Source organism: Sulfitobacter sp. G5_S2_6_S6 (assembly GCF_054968505.1).
Genome location: NZ_JBQKUI010000001.1, coordinates 447,020 through 463,164, shown reverse-complemented (window position 1 = coordinate 463,164; position 16,145 = coordinate 447,020). Strand labels below are relative to the sequence as shown.

Annotated in this window: 18 protein-coding genes and 1 pseudogene; 7 read left to right on the top strand and 12 right to left on the bottom strand. The window is 62.5% G+C overall.

The window, feature by feature from the left end:
* Positions 1 to 71: 71 nt before the first annotated feature.
* Both ACTRWK_RS02175 and ACTRWK_RS02170 read left to right on the top strand, forming a co-directional pair.
* Positions 72 to 818, top strand: a complete 747-nt coding sequence (locus ACTRWK_RS02175) for a helix-turn-helix transcriptional regulator (RefSeq protein WP_037944721.1) — start codon at positions 72 to 74, stop codon at positions 816 to 818.
* Positions 819 to 916: 98 nt separating this feature from the next.
* Positions 917 to 1,162, top strand: coding sequence for a hypothetical protein (locus tag ACTRWK_RS02170; protein WP_184581601.1), 246 nt, complete (start codon positions 917 to 919; stop codon positions 1,160 to 1,162).
* A gap of 119 nt (positions 1,163 to 1,281) precedes the next feature.
* Here ACTRWK_RS02170 and ACTRWK_RS02165 read toward each other — a convergent pair whose 3' ends face one another.
* Positions 1,282 to 1,659: a MerR family transcriptional regulator gene (locus ACTRWK_RS02165; RefSeq protein WP_005849459.1), complete on the bottom strand. Its 378-nt coding sequence runs from the start codon at positions 1,657 to 1,659 to the stop codon at positions 1,282 to 1,284.
* Between the two features lie 114 nt (positions 1,660 to 1,773).
* Here ACTRWK_RS02165 and ACTRWK_RS02160 point away from each other — a divergent pair, with 114 nt between their 5' ends.
* Genes ACTRWK_RS02160 through ACTRWK_RS02150 form a run of 3 tightly spaced genes read left to right on the top strand, consistent with a single transcriptional unit; the run spans position 1,774 to position 4,062 of the window.
* Positions 1,774 to 2,196 carry a PaaI family thioesterase gene (locus ACTRWK_RS02160; protein ID WP_005849458.1) on the top strand — a complete coding sequence of 141 codons (423 nt, stop codon included), beginning with the start codon at positions 1,774 to 1,776 and terminating at the stop codon, positions 2,194 to 2,196.
* Positions 2,193 to 2,705, top strand: coding sequence for a PaaI family thioesterase (locus ACTRWK_RS02155; RefSeq protein WP_037944719.1), 513 nt, complete (start codon positions 2,193 to 2,195; stop codon positions 2,703 to 2,705). Before ACTRWK_RS02160 ends, ACTRWK_RS02155 begins: the two co-directional genes overlap by 4 nt.
* Positions 2,698 to 4,062, top strand: coding sequence for an MATE family efflux transporter (locus ACTRWK_RS02150; protein ID WP_037944718.1), 1,365 nt, complete (start codon positions 2,698 to 2,700; stop codon positions 4,060 to 4,062). The genes ACTRWK_RS02155 and ACTRWK_RS02150 overlap by 8 nt, the downstream gene beginning before the upstream one ends.
* Before the next feature lie 67 nt (positions 4,063 to 4,129).
* On the opposite strand, the gene ACTRWK_RS02145 is transcribed toward ACTRWK_RS02150, so the two are convergent.
* The 3 genes from ACTRWK_RS02145 to ACTRWK_RS02135 are packed head-to-tail and all read right to left on the bottom strand — an operon-like array spanning position 4,130 to position 5,948.
* Positions 4,130 to 5,173, bottom strand: a complete 1,044-nt coding sequence (locus ACTRWK_RS02145; RefSeq protein WP_289081187.1) for a quinone-dependent dihydroorotate dehydrogenase — start codon at positions 5,171 to 5,173, stop codon at positions 4,130 to 4,132.
* Complete coding sequence (locus tag ACTRWK_RS02140) at positions 5,170 to 5,601, bottom strand: DUF1330 domain-containing protein (RefSeq protein ID WP_037945096.1); 432 nt, start codon at positions 5,599 to 5,601, stop codon at positions 5,170 to 5,172. Before ACTRWK_RS02140 ends, ACTRWK_RS02145 begins: the two co-directional genes overlap by 4 nt.
* Positions 5,601 to 5,948 (bottom strand): DUF952 domain-containing protein, encoded by a 348-nt coding sequence (locus tag ACTRWK_RS02135; RefSeq protein ID WP_037945094.1) that lies wholly within the window; start codon positions 5,946 to 5,948, stop codon positions 5,601 to 5,603. Before ACTRWK_RS02135 ends, ACTRWK_RS02140 begins: the two co-directional genes overlap by 1 nt.
* Positions 5,949 to 6,117: 169 nt before the next feature.
* Between ACTRWK_RS02135 and ACTRWK_RS02130 the strand changes: the two genes are divergently transcribed.
* Entirely contained in the window at positions 6,118 to 7,674 is a 1,557-nt protein-coding gene (locus tag ACTRWK_RS02130; protein ID WP_037944716.1) for a bifunctional metallophosphatase/5'-nucleotidase, read from the top strand.
* A gap of 98 nt (positions 7,675 to 7,772) precedes the next feature.
* Here ACTRWK_RS02130 and ACTRWK_RS02125 read toward each other — a convergent pair whose 3' ends face one another.
* Positions 7,773 to 8,129, bottom strand: a complete 357-nt coding sequence (locus ACTRWK_RS02125) for a cupredoxin domain-containing protein (protein ID WP_289081188.1) — start codon at positions 8,127 to 8,129, stop codon at positions 7,773 to 7,775.
* 109 nt (positions 8,130 to 8,238) lie between these two features.
* A complete protein-coding gene (locus ACTRWK_RS02120) occupies positions 8,239 to 9,132 on the bottom strand; it encodes a LysR substrate-binding domain-containing protein (RefSeq protein WP_289081189.1) in 894 nt (297 codons plus the stop codon).
* 98 nt (positions 9,133 to 9,230) lie between these two features.
* On the opposite strand from ACTRWK_RS02120, the gene ACTRWK_RS02115 reads away from it, so the two are divergent.
* Complete coding sequence (locus ACTRWK_RS02115) at positions 9,231 to 10,454, top strand: acyl-CoA dehydrogenase (protein ID WP_005849449.1); 1,224 nt, start codon at positions 9,231 to 9,233, stop codon at positions 10,452 to 10,454.
* A 45-nt stretch (positions 10,455 to 10,499) separates the two neighbouring features.
* On the opposite strand, the gene ACTRWK_RS02110 is transcribed toward ACTRWK_RS02115, so the two are convergent.
* The 6 genes and pseudogenes from ACTRWK_RS02110 to pcaD all read right to left on the bottom strand — a co-directional run bounded on the left by ACTRWK_RS02110 (position 10,500) and on the right by pcaD (position 16,143).
* Positions 10,500 to 11,732 (bottom strand): mandelate racemase/muconate lactonizing enzyme family protein, encoded by a 1,233-nt coding sequence (locus ACTRWK_RS02110; protein WP_037944715.1) that lies wholly within the window; start codon positions 11,730 to 11,732, stop codon positions 10,500 to 10,502.
* A 63-nt stretch (positions 11,733 to 11,795) separates the two neighbouring features.
* Complete coding sequence (locus tag ACTRWK_RS02105; protein WP_289081190.1) at positions 11,796 to 12,887, bottom strand: zinc-binding dehydrogenase; 1,092 nt, start codon at positions 12,885 to 12,887, stop codon at positions 11,796 to 11,798.
* Positions 12,888 to 13,030: 143 nt separating this feature from the next.
* Positions 13,031 to 13,297 (bottom strand): annotated as a pseudogene (locus tag ACTRWK_RS02100) (MFS transporter); the annotation flags it as partial.
* 25 nt (positions 13,298 to 13,322) lie between these two features.
* On the bottom strand, positions 13,323 to 14,648 hold the full coding sequence (locus ACTRWK_RS02095) for a lyase family protein (RefSeq protein ID WP_462843776.1): 1,326 nt from the start codon (positions 14,646 to 14,648) through the stop codon (positions 13,323 to 13,325).
* A 3-nt stretch (positions 14,649 to 14,651) separates the two neighbouring features.
* Positions 14,652 to 15,362: an alpha/beta fold hydrolase gene (locus tag ACTRWK_RS02090; RefSeq protein WP_462843775.1), complete on the bottom strand. Its 711-nt coding sequence runs from the start codon at positions 15,360 to 15,362 to the stop codon at positions 14,652 to 14,654.
* Positions 15,355 to 16,143, bottom strand: coding sequence for a 3-oxoadipate enol-lactonase (gene pcaD / locus ACTRWK_RS02085; protein ID WP_289081192.1), 789 nt, complete (start codon positions 16,141 to 16,143; stop codon positions 15,355 to 15,357). Before pcaD ends, ACTRWK_RS02090 begins: the two co-directional genes overlap by 8 nt.
* Positions 16,144 to 16,145 lie beyond the last annotated feature (2 nt).

Genomic DNA, 16,145 nt, shown 5'->3' with positions numbered 1-16,145 from the left:
CGGTCATTGATAGGTATCTCGCGCCGACTAAGTGGTCTGGGGGAGCAAGTTTTATCGGCCGGGGGGGTGATATGTCCGAGGATATGGATCCGCGACTATTCACAGAGTGTCTGCGCGAGGTCAGCAGCGTTTCGGCGCTATGGCTGCTTGTGCAACGCTTTGCCAAGGCGCAGGATTTTCGCACGGTCACCTATCACAGTATTGATGTGCAATCGCTTGGGGACTCTAGCTTTGGCGCTGTCGCGATCGGTATCCCGGCAGAGTTTCACCGGATGTATACCGAAGAGCACCTGTATCTGGACGATCCGTTTCCTCCCTTCGCGGCCTCACAGATCACCCCGTTTTTCTGGCGTGACCTGCCGCAGCTGACCACCTTGACCGAAAAGCAGAAAGCCTATCTGAACAGAGCGAGAGAATTCGGCTTTGCCGATGGGCTGGTCTGTCAGGTCTTTGGGCCACAGGCGCGCAATGCTTTGGTCAGTATCGGCTTCCACCACGACAGGCCGCGCCCGAGCGATGCAGAGGTTCTGGACCTGCACGTCGCCAGCCAGTTTGCCCATATGCGGTTCTGCGCGCTTGTGGCAGGCCCTGCTGCACCCAATCGGCGCTTGTCCCCGCGCGAGCTGGAATTGCTCCGCTGGATCGCGCGCGGCAAGAGCAACACCTCGATCGCGCAGATCATGGGGGTGTCGCGGCACACGGTCGATACGATCATGCGGCGTCTGTTTGGCAAACTGGATGTGACCGACCGGACTCGCGCGGCGGTGCGGGGGCTGGCCTTTGGCCTGATCGACCCGTCGCTGGATAACCTCTCGTAATGCAGGGAGCGTGACCGGATGTCGCGCACTTACGGGACGTGCGCATCACCTGTCGGACGCATAGTCGTGGCGAATTCTCAACCGTAAGTGGACAGGCCGTGGCGCAGAACAAACCCCCGAAACCCTCAACGACCCTTAATTCCTATGATCTTGCGCAGGGGCCGGTGATTTCCGCGTCTTCTGCATCGCGGGGGCTCAAGGATGCGGCCAAGCTTGTTGAAGACGTGGCGTATGAATTTGCTGCCTGCCTCGACGCTGATTCACTGTCGGAGCTGATTGTGACAGCCGCAGACCTGACCCGTCTTTCCGATGTGATGGGTCGGATGGCCGCGCGGCAGGCGTAAGCCGGCCCGCATCGCATCGGTTTCTCATACCATAGCTCGATGCTGCCAACGACGGCACCCTCCAGCCAGCGGCTGTCAGTTGTGGTAGCGCCCCGTAAACCCAAGGCGCTACGCAAATATCAGTCGCGCTTGGCCAATGCGGCCTCTGTATCGTCGCGAGATTTCTGCAGCTCTTCGATGGCTTCGTCCAACTGCTTGCGCTGTTCTGCCAGCTCTCCCAACTGGCGGTCCGCGCTCACGACCCACGCCCGCATTTGCGCTTCGGTGCCTTCGTTTTCATAGATCAGCAGCCACTGGCGGATGCCTTCCAGCGAATACCCGAACTTGCGTCCCCGCATGATCAGCTTCATGCGGGCGATTTCCCGCGCGCCATAGCTGCGGGACCGGCCTTCGCGCTCGGGGTGGAGCAATTCTATGTACTCGTAATAGCGCAACGTGCGCGGCGTGACGTCAAACTCCGCACACATTTCTTTAAAGTTCAGGCGTTTGTCTGTCATCTTGGTCTCCTCAAGTTCGGAAACTATGCGGTTCACTTTCCAAGCGCAACACTGGGGTTGCTCTTGCTTGGCCGCTCGGTTGATATGGGGGGAATAACGCCAAGGAAGTAAAAAATGTCAGACAAACTTCGCATCGCCAAGCAGTTCATCGCGGCGCTGCCTTACAGCGGTGCCCTGGGGATGGAACTGCAAGAGCTGGATGGTGGCGTCGCCGTGATCGACATGCCGTATGATGAACGGCTGATCGGCGATCCGCGCACAGGTGTCTTGCATGGCGGGGCCGTGTCGGCGTTGATGGATACCTGCTGCGGTGCCGCGGTGATGAGCCACCCCAGCAATCCCGGTGGGACGGCGACGATTGATTTGCGCATCGAATATCTGCGCGCGGCTGTGCCCGGTCAACGGATCACGGCGCGGGCGGAATGTTATCACGTGACGCGGAATGTCGCCTTTGTGCGCGCCACGGCACAGGACGAAGAAGACGGCAGCCCGGTCGCCACCGCCACCGGCAGTTTCACGGTGGAGGGCAAACGATGAGCACACGGAGCAAACCCGAGGCGGTACAGGTCGTCAAAAAGCGTCGCGATGCGGCGCTGCGTGCGCTGGTGGACGGCGTGCCCTACATCAGCTTTCTGGGGATCGAGTTCGACCGCCGTGGCGACGAGCTGACCGGCGTTCTGCCGTTTTCCGAAAAGCTGATCGGCAATCCGCTGTTGCAGGCGCTGCACGGTGGGGCCACGGCCTCGTTCCTTGAGGTCACGTCGATCATCACGCTTAGCTGGGAATACCTGTGGGAGGATCTTGAATCCGGTGCGCTGGCCGTCGACAAGATGGATGCAACGCATTTGCCACGATTGCCCAAGACCATCGACTTTACCGTCGATTACCTGCGCTCGGGCCTGCCGCGCGATGCCTATGCGCGCGCGCGGATCAACCGGTCGGGGCGGCGCTATGCCTCGGTGCATGTCGAGGCATGGCAGGACAACCGCAGCAAGCTTTTCGCGCAGGCAACGGGCCATTTCCTGATGCCCCAACGCCGTGACTGACGCGATTCCCAAGGGCGAAGTCAGCGCCGTCGCCCAAGGCAAACTATCCGCGAAAGAGGTGGTGACCCACCGCCGCGTGCTGAACATCGCCATCCCGATTGTTATCTCCAACGCCACCGTGCCCATCTTGGGCGCGGTGGATACCGGCGTCGTCGGGCAGATCGGGTTGGCGGCCCCGATCGGAGCCGTGGGCATCGGCGCGATCATCCTGTCATCGCTCTACTGGGTATTCGGCTTTCTGCGGATGGGCACCGTCGGGCTGACGGCGCAGGCGGCAGGCAACAACGACGCGGCAGAGGTCGCGGCACTGCTGACACGCGGGCTGCTGATCGGCGGGCTGGCGGGCCTTGCGCTGGTGATGCTGCAGATACCGCTGTTCTGGGCGGCGTTTCAGGTCTCTCCTGCCAGCGTCGAGGTCGAAAACCTCGCCCGGTCCTATATGGGGATCCGCGTCTGGTCCGCCCCGGCGGCGATTGCGATATACGCGATCACCGGCTGGCTGATCGCGCAGGAACGCACCCGTGCGGTGCTGGTGGTGCAACTGTGGATGAACGGGCTGAATATCGCGCTGGATCTGTGGTTCGTGCTGGGGCTCGGCTGGGGTATCCAGGGCGTCGCCATCGCGACCTTTCTGGCGGAATGGTCGGGTGCGGCACTTGGGCTGTGGTTCTGCCGTGCAGCTTTTGGAGTGCCCGCATGGCGGGACTGGGCGCAGGTGTTCGACGGGCCGCGCTGGATCAACATGATGAAGGTCAACGGCGACATCCTTGTGCGGTCGCTTTTGTTGCAGGCGGTGTTCGTCTCGTTCCTGTTTCTGGGATCGGGGTTGGGGGACGTGAAGCTCGCCGCCAACCAGGTGCTCTTGCAATTCCTGATGATCACGGCCTTTGCGCTTGACGGTTTCGCCTTTGCGGCCGAGGCGCTGGTCGGGCGGGCTATGGGCGGCAAGCAGCGTGATGTCCTGCGACGGGGCGCGATGCTGACCAGCGGCTGGGGTCTGCTGGCCTGTGCCTTGATGACCGTGGGCTTCGCATGGGGCGGGGGTATGATCATCGACCTCATGACCACCGCCCCGCTTGTGCGCGAAGAGGCGCGGGTGTTCTTGCCCTATATGGTCGCGGCCCCGCTGCTGGGGTGGGCGTCATGGATGCTGGACGGAATCTTTATCGGGGCCACGCGGTCGCGGGACATGCGCAACATGATGGCGGTGTCGTTTGTGATCTACTGTGCAAGTGCCGCGCTGCTGGTGCCGTGGCTGGGCAACCACGGGCTGTGGATTTCGCTGCTGGTATCCTTTGTCTCGCGTGGGGTCACGCTGGCGCTGCGCTACCCCGCGTTGGAACGTGCGGCGGGATAGGCCCCGCCCGCGCAAGGTCGGGGTGAAGTCGCGCGGATCGCGCCCCGATCTGCGCCGGGGCGTCCTGTCAAAGCCAGGCGCTGCGGTTGCTGCCCACGGCATCGGCTACGGTATCGAACCCGTCCTGCTTCAGCAGTTTGTCGAGCCCCTTGGCGATATCCGTCACCAGTGACAGCCCGCCATAGACGAGCGCCGTATAAAGCTGCACCGCCGAAGCGCCTGCGCAAATCTTGGCATAGGCATCCTCGGCCGAGCTGATGCCACCGACGCCCACCAGCGGAATATCGGTAAGCGTCGACAGGCGCGCCAGCACGCGCGTGGATTTTTCGAACAGGGGCGCGCCCGACAGCCCGCCCATCTGGTCACGCTGCGCGTTCTTCAGGCCGGTGCGGTCCAGCGTTGTATTCGTGGCAATGATCGCGGCAACATCTGCGTCATTGGCGACCTCGGCCACATCGGCGATCTCCGCCTCGGTAAGATCGGGGGCGATTTTCAGGAACACGGGCGTATCGCCGCGCACCTCCATCACGCCGGCCAGAAGTGCTGCGAGGGCGGCCTTGCCCTGCAGATCACGCAGCTTTTCGGTATTGGGCGAGGATACATTGACCGTGGCGAAATCCACGTGATCGCGAGCAAGCTCCATCACGCGGGCGAAATCGGCGGCGCGGTCGGTGCTGGTCTTGTTGGCTCCAAGGTTGAGCCCCACGGGCACGCCCGCGCCACGGCGCGCCAGACGCGTGCAGATCGCCTGCATGCCTTCGTTATTGAAGCCAAAGCGGTTGATCGCCGCGCGGTCCTCGGTCAGGCGGAACAGTCGGGGTTTGTCGTTACCGGGTTGGGGCAGGGGCGTGGCGGCCCCGACCTCGATAAAGCCGAAACCCGCGTTGGACAGCGGCGCGACGGCGGTGGCGTTCTTGTCAAACCCCGCGGCAAGGCCGACAGGGTTGGGCAGGCTCATCCCGGCAAGCGAGGTTTTCAGCCGTTTCGATGTGACCGGACCGGGTGTCGGGGCCAAGCCAAGCCGCAGTGCGGTGATTGCCAGACCATGGGCCGTTTCGGGGTCAACCTGATGCAGGGCGCGCAGCCCCAGCTGCTCGGCCATGCGCTTCATGCAAATTCATCCGTCAGGGGCAGCGGTGCGCTGCGGATCAGGCGCGATGTCACAACCGCGGCCTGACGGTGCACCACAGCCTGTTTGTACCGCGGGTCCGAGATCATCTGCAAAAAGGCATGGGCGTTGGGGTATTGCGCGATGAACATCACATCCCAATCCTCGTCCGAGGGGCCGATCAGCGTCACCTCGAACTGGCCGCGCCATAGGATCGATCCGCCGACATCCGCCAGCACCGGACCGCTTTCCGCGCCGTAATTCCTGTAGGCTTGCGCCCCTGTCAGCGCCTTGGCGGCCAGCGCGTGATCGTCGGGGTAGGCGGCCTTGTCGCGCAGTTTGACAAGGTTCACCATGTTCAGCGGCGTGTCGCGGTCCAGCCCCTTGAAGGCGTCGAACTGTGCGCGATCCGGGTCGATATATCCTGTCATCATTCAGCTTCCTTAAAGCCAGCGGGAAATTCATGCGCCCCGTTCAGCAAGGGCAGGGGCTGGGCCCAAACCACATCCTCTAGCATGAGCATGCGGTACAGATGCGGGAACTCGGCGCCGCCGCGCGACACCTCCCATTTCAGCGCATCACCAAGGCGGTCGGTCTCTACGGCCAGAAGAAACAGGTCTGCCTCACCGGCAAAGTGTTTCGCAGCCGTTTCAGCCGCTTGTTCAGAGGTCGAGAAATGCACATAGCCATCGGCGACATCAACCGGCGCGCCCGTGGTAGAGCCGTCGCGGCGCAGGGCCTGCCATTCATCGGAGCGAAAAATTTTGTAAATCAACATAGCCGCTGTGATGCCTTGGTCGGTGCAAACGGTCAAGGGCTGTGCGCTTTGCCGCAGCGCAGGGCGGTGACCTTGGGGAAGGGCGGGTTTGCGCTCAGATGGTCTTTGACAAGGGGGCAAACTGGGGGTCACCATAGGTGCATAATTCAACCCAAAGGGGGGACCCATCATGAAACGATTCCTGACAGCCACGGCAGCGCTTGCGCTGACCTCGGGCATGGCAGCGGCGGATTATAGTCTGACCATCCTGCACACCAATGATTTCCACGCGCGGTTTGAACCGATCAGCAAATACGATGGCCCTTGTTCCGCCGAGGACAATACCGCCGGTGAATGTTTTGGCGGGACGGCACGGCTGGTAAACGCGATCAAGGACGCCAAGGCGCGCACCAACAACTATGTGCTGGTCGACGGCGGGGACCAGTTTCAGGGCTCGCTGTTCTACACCCACTACAAGGGCAAGATGGCAGCCGAGATGATGAACATGCTGGGCTATGACGGCATGACCGTGGGCAACCACGAATTCGACGATGGCCCCGAAGTGCTTGCCGGTTTCATGGAAGCGATCGACTTTCCCATCCTGATGTCGAATGCCGATGTCTCTGCCGAACCGCTGCTGGCGGACAAGCTGGCGAAATCTGCCGTGATCGAGCGTGGCGGTGAAAAGATCGGCCTGATCGGACTGACCACCGAAGACACCCACGAACTGTCGAGCCCCGGAGACAACGTCGTCTTCACCGATTCCGTGGCTGCCGTGCAGGGCGAGGTCGATCTGCTGACCGCGCAGGGTATCAACAAGATCATCGTGCTCAGCCACTCGGGCTATGGGGTCGACCAGATGGTCGCCGAGAATACCACAGGCGTTGATGTGATCGTCGGCGGGCACACCAATACGCTGCTGTCCAATACCGATGAGAAAGCCGAAGGGGCCTATCCGACGATGGTCAAGGATACGGCGATCGTGCAGGCCTATGCCTACGGTAAATATCTGGGCGAGCTGAACGTGACCTTCGATGACGAGGGTAAGATCAAGGAAGCGTCGGGCGATCCGATCCTGATCGACGCAGGCGTCGCAGAGGACGAGACCACCGTCGCCCGTATCGGCGAACTGGCCCAACCGTTGGAAGAACTGCGCAGCAAGGTGGTCGCCGAAACCACCGAGCCGATCGAGGGCGACCGGTCGGTCTGCCGCGTGCAGGAATGTCAGATGGGCAACCTCGTCGCCGATGCGATGCTGGCCCGTGTGGCGGATCAGGGGATCGAGGTCGCGATCCAGAACAGCGGCGGCTTGCGCTCTTCCATCGACGCCGGAGAAGTGACCATGGGCGAAGTGCTGGCGGTGCTGCCGTTCCAGAACACCCTGTCGACCTTTCAGGTCACCGGTGCGGCACTGGTAGAGGCGTTGGAAAATGGCGTGAGCCAGATCGAAGAGGTCGCAGGTCGTTTCCCGCAAGTGGCGGGCATGACCTTTACCGTGGACACCAGCGCCGAGCCGGGCAGCCGCATCAGCGATGTCACCGTATCCGGCATGCCGCTTGATCCCGAAAAGACCTATGGCGTCGTGTCCAACAACTATGTGCGCAATGGCGGCGACGGCTATGCGCCGTTTACCTCTGCGCAGAACGCCTATGACTACGGTCCCGATCTGGCAGATGTAACGGCTGAATTCATCGCCGCCAACGGGGCCTATACGCCCTATACCGATGGCCGCATCACGGTGAAGTAAGCCACATCGCCATATCAATGCGAAACGGCGCGCCGCTGGAAACAGGGGCGCGCCGTTTTTATTTCAAGCACCTGCGACAAGCGCAGGGATGGACCCGATCACTCGCTCAGCGGTGCGGGGTCAAAGCTGATCTCGCCGGAGTAGCTTTTGGGGTTTTCCCCAAGCGACGTGCCGATAAAGGTCACTTGGCTGTTTGCCTCTACCGTTTGGCTAAAGCTGCTGCCGGTTTCCAGCGTGCCGGATGACCACGACCCGTCACCCGCGCTGACGTTGCGCGCGGCGCTGGCGTTGTTGACAAAACGCAGTTCGTCCCCGGCGTCGACATAGATCACGGCAGGAAAGAAGGCGTCGTCAAAGATCACGACGTCATGGGTTTGCGCGGTCGCTGCGGTGGCAGCCGCAAATATGACCGCTGTCGCGCCCGCAGAAATGAGTTTGGTAAGTGAAATTGGCATATCCATGCTCCCTTTCAAAAGGGGCCCCCCCCTTAAAACTGATGAAGGGTGTGCTAATGCAGGATTGCGGCGGAAATAGGGCGAATATGCTTCAGAACCTTGGCCTATGCTAAAGAACCTGACCCGTCTGCCCGTCGAGCCACGTCTTGAACGACTGCAAGGCCGCGGTTTCGGCACGGTCCTCGGGCCAGACGAGGTAGTAGTTCCCGATGCTCTGTGTCGTCTGCGTTGATGCCAGCACAAGCTGCCCGTCGCGCAGATAGGGCTCGGCGGAAAAGGTAGGAAGCAGCGCCACGCCCAACCCGTGCACCGCCGCCTGCGCCATAGTTGAAAACTGGTCGAACATCATGCCGGCAGGGGGTTCTTGCGTGACACCAAGCGCGCTCAGCCACCGCGACCAGCCGCGCGGGCGGGTATCCAGATGCAGTAGCGCATAGCGCAGGATCTGGCTGGGATCCTCCAGCGGTTCGGTCAGCAGTTCGGGCGCGCAGACGGGGACCACCGTCTCGGGCATCAGCGGCAAATAGCGCACACCGGGCCAGTCTTCCTTGCCAAAATGTATTGCAGCGTCGAAGGGGCTGTTCTGGAAGGAAAACGGATGCAGCCGCGTGCTGAGGTTCACCGTCACCTCCGGGTGGGACCGGGCAAAGTCGCGCAACCGCGGGGCCAGCCAATGCATGCCGAACCCCGGCAGAATGGCAAGGTTCAGCGCCCCCGCAATCGGGTTCGTGCGCGCGGTGATGGATGCCTGAGCCAGCCTGTTCAACACGTCACGCACCTGAATAACATAGCTTTTCCCCGCCTCTGTCAGCACCAGCTGTCGCCCTTGGCGGTCCAGCAGCGCCACGTTCAACTGCGCCTCTAGCGTCTTGAGCTGCCGGCTGATCGCGCTTTGCGTCAGGGACAGTTCCTGCGCCGCCAATGTGGCGCTGCCCAGGCGTGCCACTGCCTCGAATGCGAGCAGGGCGTTGACCGACGGAAGGAAGCGACGCGGGGCGATCATATGACTTTGACTCATAGGTTCAGGAGTAACCAGCGATAGTCATTGCCGCCGGGCTTTGCAATACTGCGCCCAAATCCGAACCCAGAGGAGGACATACCATGAGCACCGAATTGCCCGTATTGAAAGCCAAAGACGCCCCCGACATGGGCAGCTTTGATTGGGCGGATGCGTTCCGCCTGAACGAACAGCTGACCGAAGACGAACGCATGATCCAGGAAAGCGCGCGCGCCTATGCGCAGGAAAAGCTGCAGCCCCGCGTGATCGACGCTTTCGCCAATGAAACCACCGACCCCGCGATCTTCCGCGAGATGGGCGACATGGGCCTTCTGGGTGTCACCGTGCCCGAACAATACGGCGGCTTGGGCGGCAATTATGTGTCTTACGGTCTGGTTGCGCGCGAAGTGGAACGTGTGGACAGCGGCTATCGGTCGATGATGTCCGTGCAATCCAGCCTCGTCATGTACCCGATCTACGCCTATGGCTCGGAAGAGCAGCGCATGAAGTATCTGCCCAAACTGTCCAGCGGCGAATTCATCGGCTGCTTTGGCCTGACAGAACCTGATGCGGGCTCCGACCCTGCGGGCATGAAAACCCGTGCGGTGAAAACCGCCAATGGCTACAAGCTGACCGGCTCTAAAATGTGGATCTCGAACGCGCCGATCGCGGATGTCTTCGTGGTCTGGGCCAAGTCCGAAGAGCACGGCGGCAAGATCCGCGGCTTCATCCTTGAAAAAGGCATGAAGGGTCTGTCCGCACCCAAGATCGGCAACAAACTTTCGCTGCGTGCCTCGATCACAGGCGAGATCGTGATGGACAACGTCGAAGTCGGCGAAGATGCGTTGCTGCCCCATGTCGAAGGTCTGAAAGGCCCGTTCGGCTGTCTTAACCGCGCCCGCTATGGCATCAGCTGGGGTGCACTGGGGGCCGCTGAATTCTGCTGGCACGCCTCGCGTCAATACGGTTTGGACCGCAAACAGTTCAACAAACCGCTGGCGCAGACACAGCTGTTCCAAAAGAAACTTGCCGACATGCAGACCGAAATCGCGCTTGGCCTGCAAGCCTCGTTGCAAGTGGGCCGTCTGATGGACAACGCCAACGCCGCGCCGGAAATGATCTCTATCGTCAAGCGCAACAACTGCGGCAAGGCGCTGGACATCGCCCGCATGTCCCGCGACATGCACGGCGGCAACGGCATCAGCGGCGAATTCCAGGTGATCCGCCACATGATGAACCTCGAGACGGTGAACACCTATGAAGGCACGCACGACGTGCACGCGCTGATCCTGGGCCGCGCCCAGACCGGCCTGCAGGCGTTCTTCTAGATCTCTGGCAGAGGGGGCTTCGGCCCCCTCATACCACCGGACCCGTCAGGATTTGACCGACGGTGCCCCCCCTTCAAACGCATTCCCGTTGACGTAATCACAAGGCGCTTCCTGCATTTCCAGGTGCAGCCCGTTGCCGGTATACGGATGCGCGCGGGCCAATGCCTCGTCCACCTCTATGCCCAAACCGGCTGCGGTGGGGGCTTTGATAAACCCGTCCTCCACCTTGATCGTGCTCTTGATCAACTGGTCGTGGAACGGCGTTTCGATACATTCGCACATCAGGACATTCGGGATCGATGTTGCCAGATGGATATTGGCCGCCCATTCCACTGGACCCGCATAAAGATGCGGCGCGATTTGCGCGTTATAGACCTCTGCCATGGCGGCGATCTTCTTGGCCTCCCAGATACCACCGACACGGCCCAAGGCAGGCTGCAGGATCGCGGCTGCCCCAGACCGCAGCACAGGCGCGAATTCGGCCTTGGTGGTCAGCCGCTCTCCGGTCGCGACAGGGATCGGCACGGCCCGCGCCACGGCGGCCATCTGCTCCACGGCATCTGGCGGGATTGGCTCTTCATACCACAGCGGGCTATAGGGCGCGATGGCGTTCCCCAAACGGATTGCGCCTGCGGTGGTGAATTGCCCGTGGGTGCCGAACAGCAGATCGGCCTTGTCGTCAACCGCCGCGCGGATCGCTTTGCAAAAGGCGACAGATTGCGAGATGTCGGTCATCGCCGGCATATGCCCGCCGCGCATGGTATAGGGCCCCGCCGGATCGAACTTGATCGCGGTATAGCCCCGCGCCACACAGTCCAGCGCCGATTCCGCCGCCATCTCGGGCGAGGTCCAGAAAGCGGTCATATCGTGATGCGGCAGCGGATAAAGATAGGTATAGCCCCGCACGCGTTCGTTCATCCTGCCGCCGATCAAGGCATAGACCGGACGATCCCGATCCTTGCCCAGAATATCCCAGCAGGCGATTTCCAGCCCCGAAAATGCGCCCATGACGGTCAGGTCGGGTCGCTGCGTAAAGCCTGATGAATAGGCGCGGCGGTACATCAGCTCGATATTTTCGGGATTCTCGCCCTGCATGTGGCGTGCGAAAACATCCTCGATCACCGCGCGCATGGCCTGCGGCCCAACCGACGCCGCATAACATTCGCCCCAGCCGACTATCCCTGTATCCGTGGTCAGCTTGACCAAAATCCAATAGCGCCCGCCCCAGCCGGGGGCAGGGGGCGCTGTGACGATAACCTCAAGATCTTGCAATTTCATCGCGTGATCCTCTTTTCCAAATGGTTCAAAATCCCGGGGGTACGGGGGCTGGCCCCCGTGGCGCTAGTGGTCAAACAGGATGACATTGCGCCGCGCGGCACCGGTCTTGGTATCCTCGATCGCGTCGTTGATCTGCTCCAGCGACCACCGCCCCGAGATAAGCTCGTCCAGTTTCAGCCGTCCTTGGGCATATAGATCGACCATCCACGGAATATCGCGCTGGATCACCACGTCGCCCATTTTGGAGCCGACCGTGCCCTGACCCATTGCGGCGAATGTGCCGGGGTCATAGGTCGCGCCGTCGCCGATATGAGGCATGCCGACCATGACCACGCGCCCCCCCGCGGCAAGGTATTTCGGTGCGTCGTTATAGGCAGGGATCGCCCCAACGGTCACGATCACCGCATCCACGCCCTTGCGGCCAATCGCCTGTTCCAACTGCCCCCAGGGTTTGTCTTCGGTGCCAAGGATACCATCGGTGGCCCCGAACTCCTTGGCGATCTCCAGCTTCTCCGCGCTCATATCCACGGCGACGATGCGGCGGGCCCCGGCGATGCGCGCGCCCTGAATGGCGTTCAGCCCGACGCCACCGGCACCGATGACCACGACGTCCTGACCGGCCCGTAACTGCGCAGCATTGACCACGGCACCGACGCCGGTGATCACCCCGCAGGCGATCAGGCTGGCGGCATCCTTGGGAATATCGGCGCTGATCCTGACGACCTGCGCCTGATCCACAACGACTTTTTCGGCAAAGGCACCGGATGCCATGGCCTGATGCAGCTTGCCGCCGTCCTTGGTTTTCAGCGGGCCGGTGTCGCCGTCATAGGGGGTTTCGCAGATCACAGGACGACCGCTGGCGCAGTTGGGGCAGCTGCCGCAGGCGCGGATCAGCGTGACCACAACGCTATCCCCGACCGCGACGCCGCTTACCCTGTCGCCCACAGCGCTCACCCGTCCCGCGGCCTCGTGACCATAGACCGCGGGCAGCGATCCGCCCCAGCCCCCACTGGCAAAGGAGATGTCCGAATGGCAGATCGCTACGGCATCCAGCGTCACCTCGACCTCGGCCCCCTCGGGGGCACGGAGTTCTACGTCTTCGATTTTCAGGGGAGCACCAAATTCATGGCAAACGGCGGCTTTGATCAACGGCATAACGGGTCCTTCCGGGCGCGTGAATTTAGGGAAGGGTGGCAAGCTCTGCCCCGTCCCGCAAGCCTATATGCGCCGCGCTGGCTCAGCCTTACGTTATGTCAGTCCACATACGCGGGATTTATACGCACGCGCCGGAAGAGCACCAAGGCGACCACCCGCGCCATCACACTCAGCGAGGTCAGCAGCACCGGCCTGCGCCCGAAGCGGTCGGACAGGCTGCCCACCAGCGGGCTGAACAGGAATTGCATCACCGCGAATGTCGTCGCCAACACACCGCCCCACAGCGCGGCGCGTGACAGATCGGCGGATTGGACCTGCGCGATCAGGTCCGGCATCACAGGGATGATCAGACCAATGCCCATGGCATCGATCATGACGGTCAGGATGATAAATATGACCGCCGGACGCATGGGCTATCGCGCGCCGGTCGGGTGGTTACAGCGCACGCGCACGGGCCACGAAGGCCGCTGCATCTGCGGGGGCCTGTCCCATCTGGGTTGACGGGTCGAAAAGGGTCTCGGCCACGTCGGGGTAATCCGCGTGGACCAGATCGGCCAGCGGCACCTGTTTGGCCAGCGCATCCTGACAAAGCTGTTTGGTGATCTTCTGGGCCTCGGGGCGGGGCATCGTTTCGGCTAGGGCAAAGCTCAGCGCTTCGGCGTGGATCAGGCCCAGCCCGTCTGTCAGCGCGCTGCGCATTTTCACAGGGTGCGGCGTCAGCCCCGCGACAAGGCTTTTTGTGTGGTTCAGCGCGGCGGCAAGGCTCAGTGCAAGCTGAGGCACGGCCATCCATTCCGCGAACCACGCGCCGCCATCACGCTGATGCTGATGCGCCGCGGCGGCCTGTAGCGTGGCGCGCTGGCCGGTGAACTGGTGCCCGAGGGCGACAATCGCCGAGGGCCCCACGGGGTTCTGTTTTTGCGGCATGGTCGACGACGCGCCTGCCGCCTCAAGGGCAAGCTCGGCGGTTTCGGTCATGGTCAGCGCCAGTGTGCTTTGCGCGATATGCGCCAGCGCTGCCATCACGCGGCCCTGCCAATCGGCGATGCGCAGCACGGGACCACGATCCACATGCCAGCTGCGCCCGGGGTCTTGCAGCCCAAGCGCTTGGGCCAGCTGCGCGCGGGTCTCGGCAGCCTTGGGACCAAGGGCAGAGCTCGTCCCCGCCGCCCCCGACAGGGACACGAACAACGACCCTTCGCGCAGCGCCTCAAGCTGGTCGAGCGCATCGCACAGCGGCATGCCCCATTCCGCCAGCACCGCGCCCCAGCTGGTGGGGGTGGCGTGCTGGCCATAGGTGCGGGCAGGCATCGGCAGGGATTTGTGCTGTTCGGCCCCTGCCTCAAGGGCCGCGATGATCTCGCGCAGATCGGTTTCCGCCAGCTTGAGCGCCTGACGCAGGCGCAGCATCAGCGCGGTATCGATGATGTCCTGACTGGTCGCGCCCCAATGGACGTGCTGGGCAAATTCCGGTGCCTGCATCTCGGCGCGGAACTGCGCCAGAAGCCCCGGCACGGACACGCCGTTTTCTCCGGTAGAGGCGGCAATCGCCCCGGGGTCGACCTGAATCTCGAGAGAGGCGCGGTGGATCGCGGCGGCGCTCATCTCGGGGATGATACCAAGGCTGCCCTGCACCTTGGCCAGCGCCCCTTCGACCAGCAGCATCGCGCGGATCGCAGCGCTGTCCGAGAACAGGCGCCCCGCGTCACCGGTGTTGAAAAGCTGTGCGAACAGGGGGCTGTCAAAGACGCTGGCGGCCATGGGTTACCTCGGGATAATGTCGTCAATGATCCGCGCCAGACCGGCGGGATCGGTAAAGAAGGGTGAATGCCCGCAGGCCATCTCATGAACATCCGCGCTTGGCCAGTCTTTCGTCATCGTGACCTGATAGGCGGGCGGGATGGTGCGGTCGTCCATACAGCGGATATAGCTGCGCGGCATGGCGTCCGCACGGGCAGTATCTGGCAGAGGCTTAATCGTCGGGGCCACGGCCTGCGCGCAGAGGCGCGGTGCGGCAAAACCTGCGACATCCGGCGGGCAGTCGTGATAGAACAGCGCCTCTGTCATTGCGGGATCAAGGGTAAAGCTTTTGCCGTCGGGGGCGAGGCGCACAGCGGGCATCAGCGGTTGTGACGGGGCCTGTTTGCGCATCTCGGCCAGCGACAGACCCGCCGCAGGGACGTAGGCACATAGATAGATCAGCCGCGCCATGGCGCTTGGATTTTTCTGTGCCGCCGCCCCGATGGCAAAACCGCCCATCGAATGACCCACCACCACCGTATCGGGGGTAGAGGCCGCAAGCACCGCATCGGCATAGCTGTCGAGCGTGACCGCGTTGACCGGCGTCCTGTCGTCGCCGTGGCTGGGCAGATCAATCGCACGGGGGCTGTGGCCCAATTCTTGCAACGCAGGGATCAGATCACGCCAGCACCACGCACCGTGGCACGAGCCGTGGACCAAAAGGATGTCAGACATGGCCAACGCCCTGCAAAAACTCGGTCAGCAGCGCCGCATATTCCTGCGGGTGTTCGACGCAGGGCAGATGGCCGGCCTTGCGGATGATCTTGAACTTCGATCCCGGGATCAGCTCGATGGTCTCGCGTACCAGATCAGGGGGCGTGGACCCGTCTTCGGATCCCGCGATCCCCAGCACTGGCAGGCGCAGTGCCGCCGTGGGGGTATAGAAATCCGTCCCCGAAATCGCGGCAGAGCAACCGGCATAGCCTTCGGCCGGTTGGCGTACGACCATATTGCGCCAAAGCTCAAGCTCGGGCGTGGCGCGGAAGGGGGCGGCGAACCAGCGTTCCATGATGGTATCCGCCATCGGTTCGATCCCGCTTTCTTGCACGGCGCGCACGCGGTCTGCCCACATATCCTTGGTGCCGATCTTGGCGGCGGTATTGGACAGCACCATGGCGCGGATCAGGTCCAGCCGCTTGGTGGCGAGCCCTTGGGCGATCATCCCGCCGATCGACAGCCCGACAAAGACGCAGCCCTTTACGCCCAGATGATCCAGCAGCTTTTCCGTATCGCCAATCAGCGCCCCCATCGCATAGGGCGCAGGCGGGCAGGACGACAGCCCATGCCCGCGTTTGTCAAAACGGATGATGCGCAGACCCTTGGGCAGCAGCGGCAGGATCGGATCCCACAGGCGCAGATCAGTCCCCAGTGAATTGGCAAAGACCACAGGCGCACCATCCTCGGGGCCATCCACACGGTAATGCAGACGCACGTCGCCTGTATCGAAAATCTTCATAT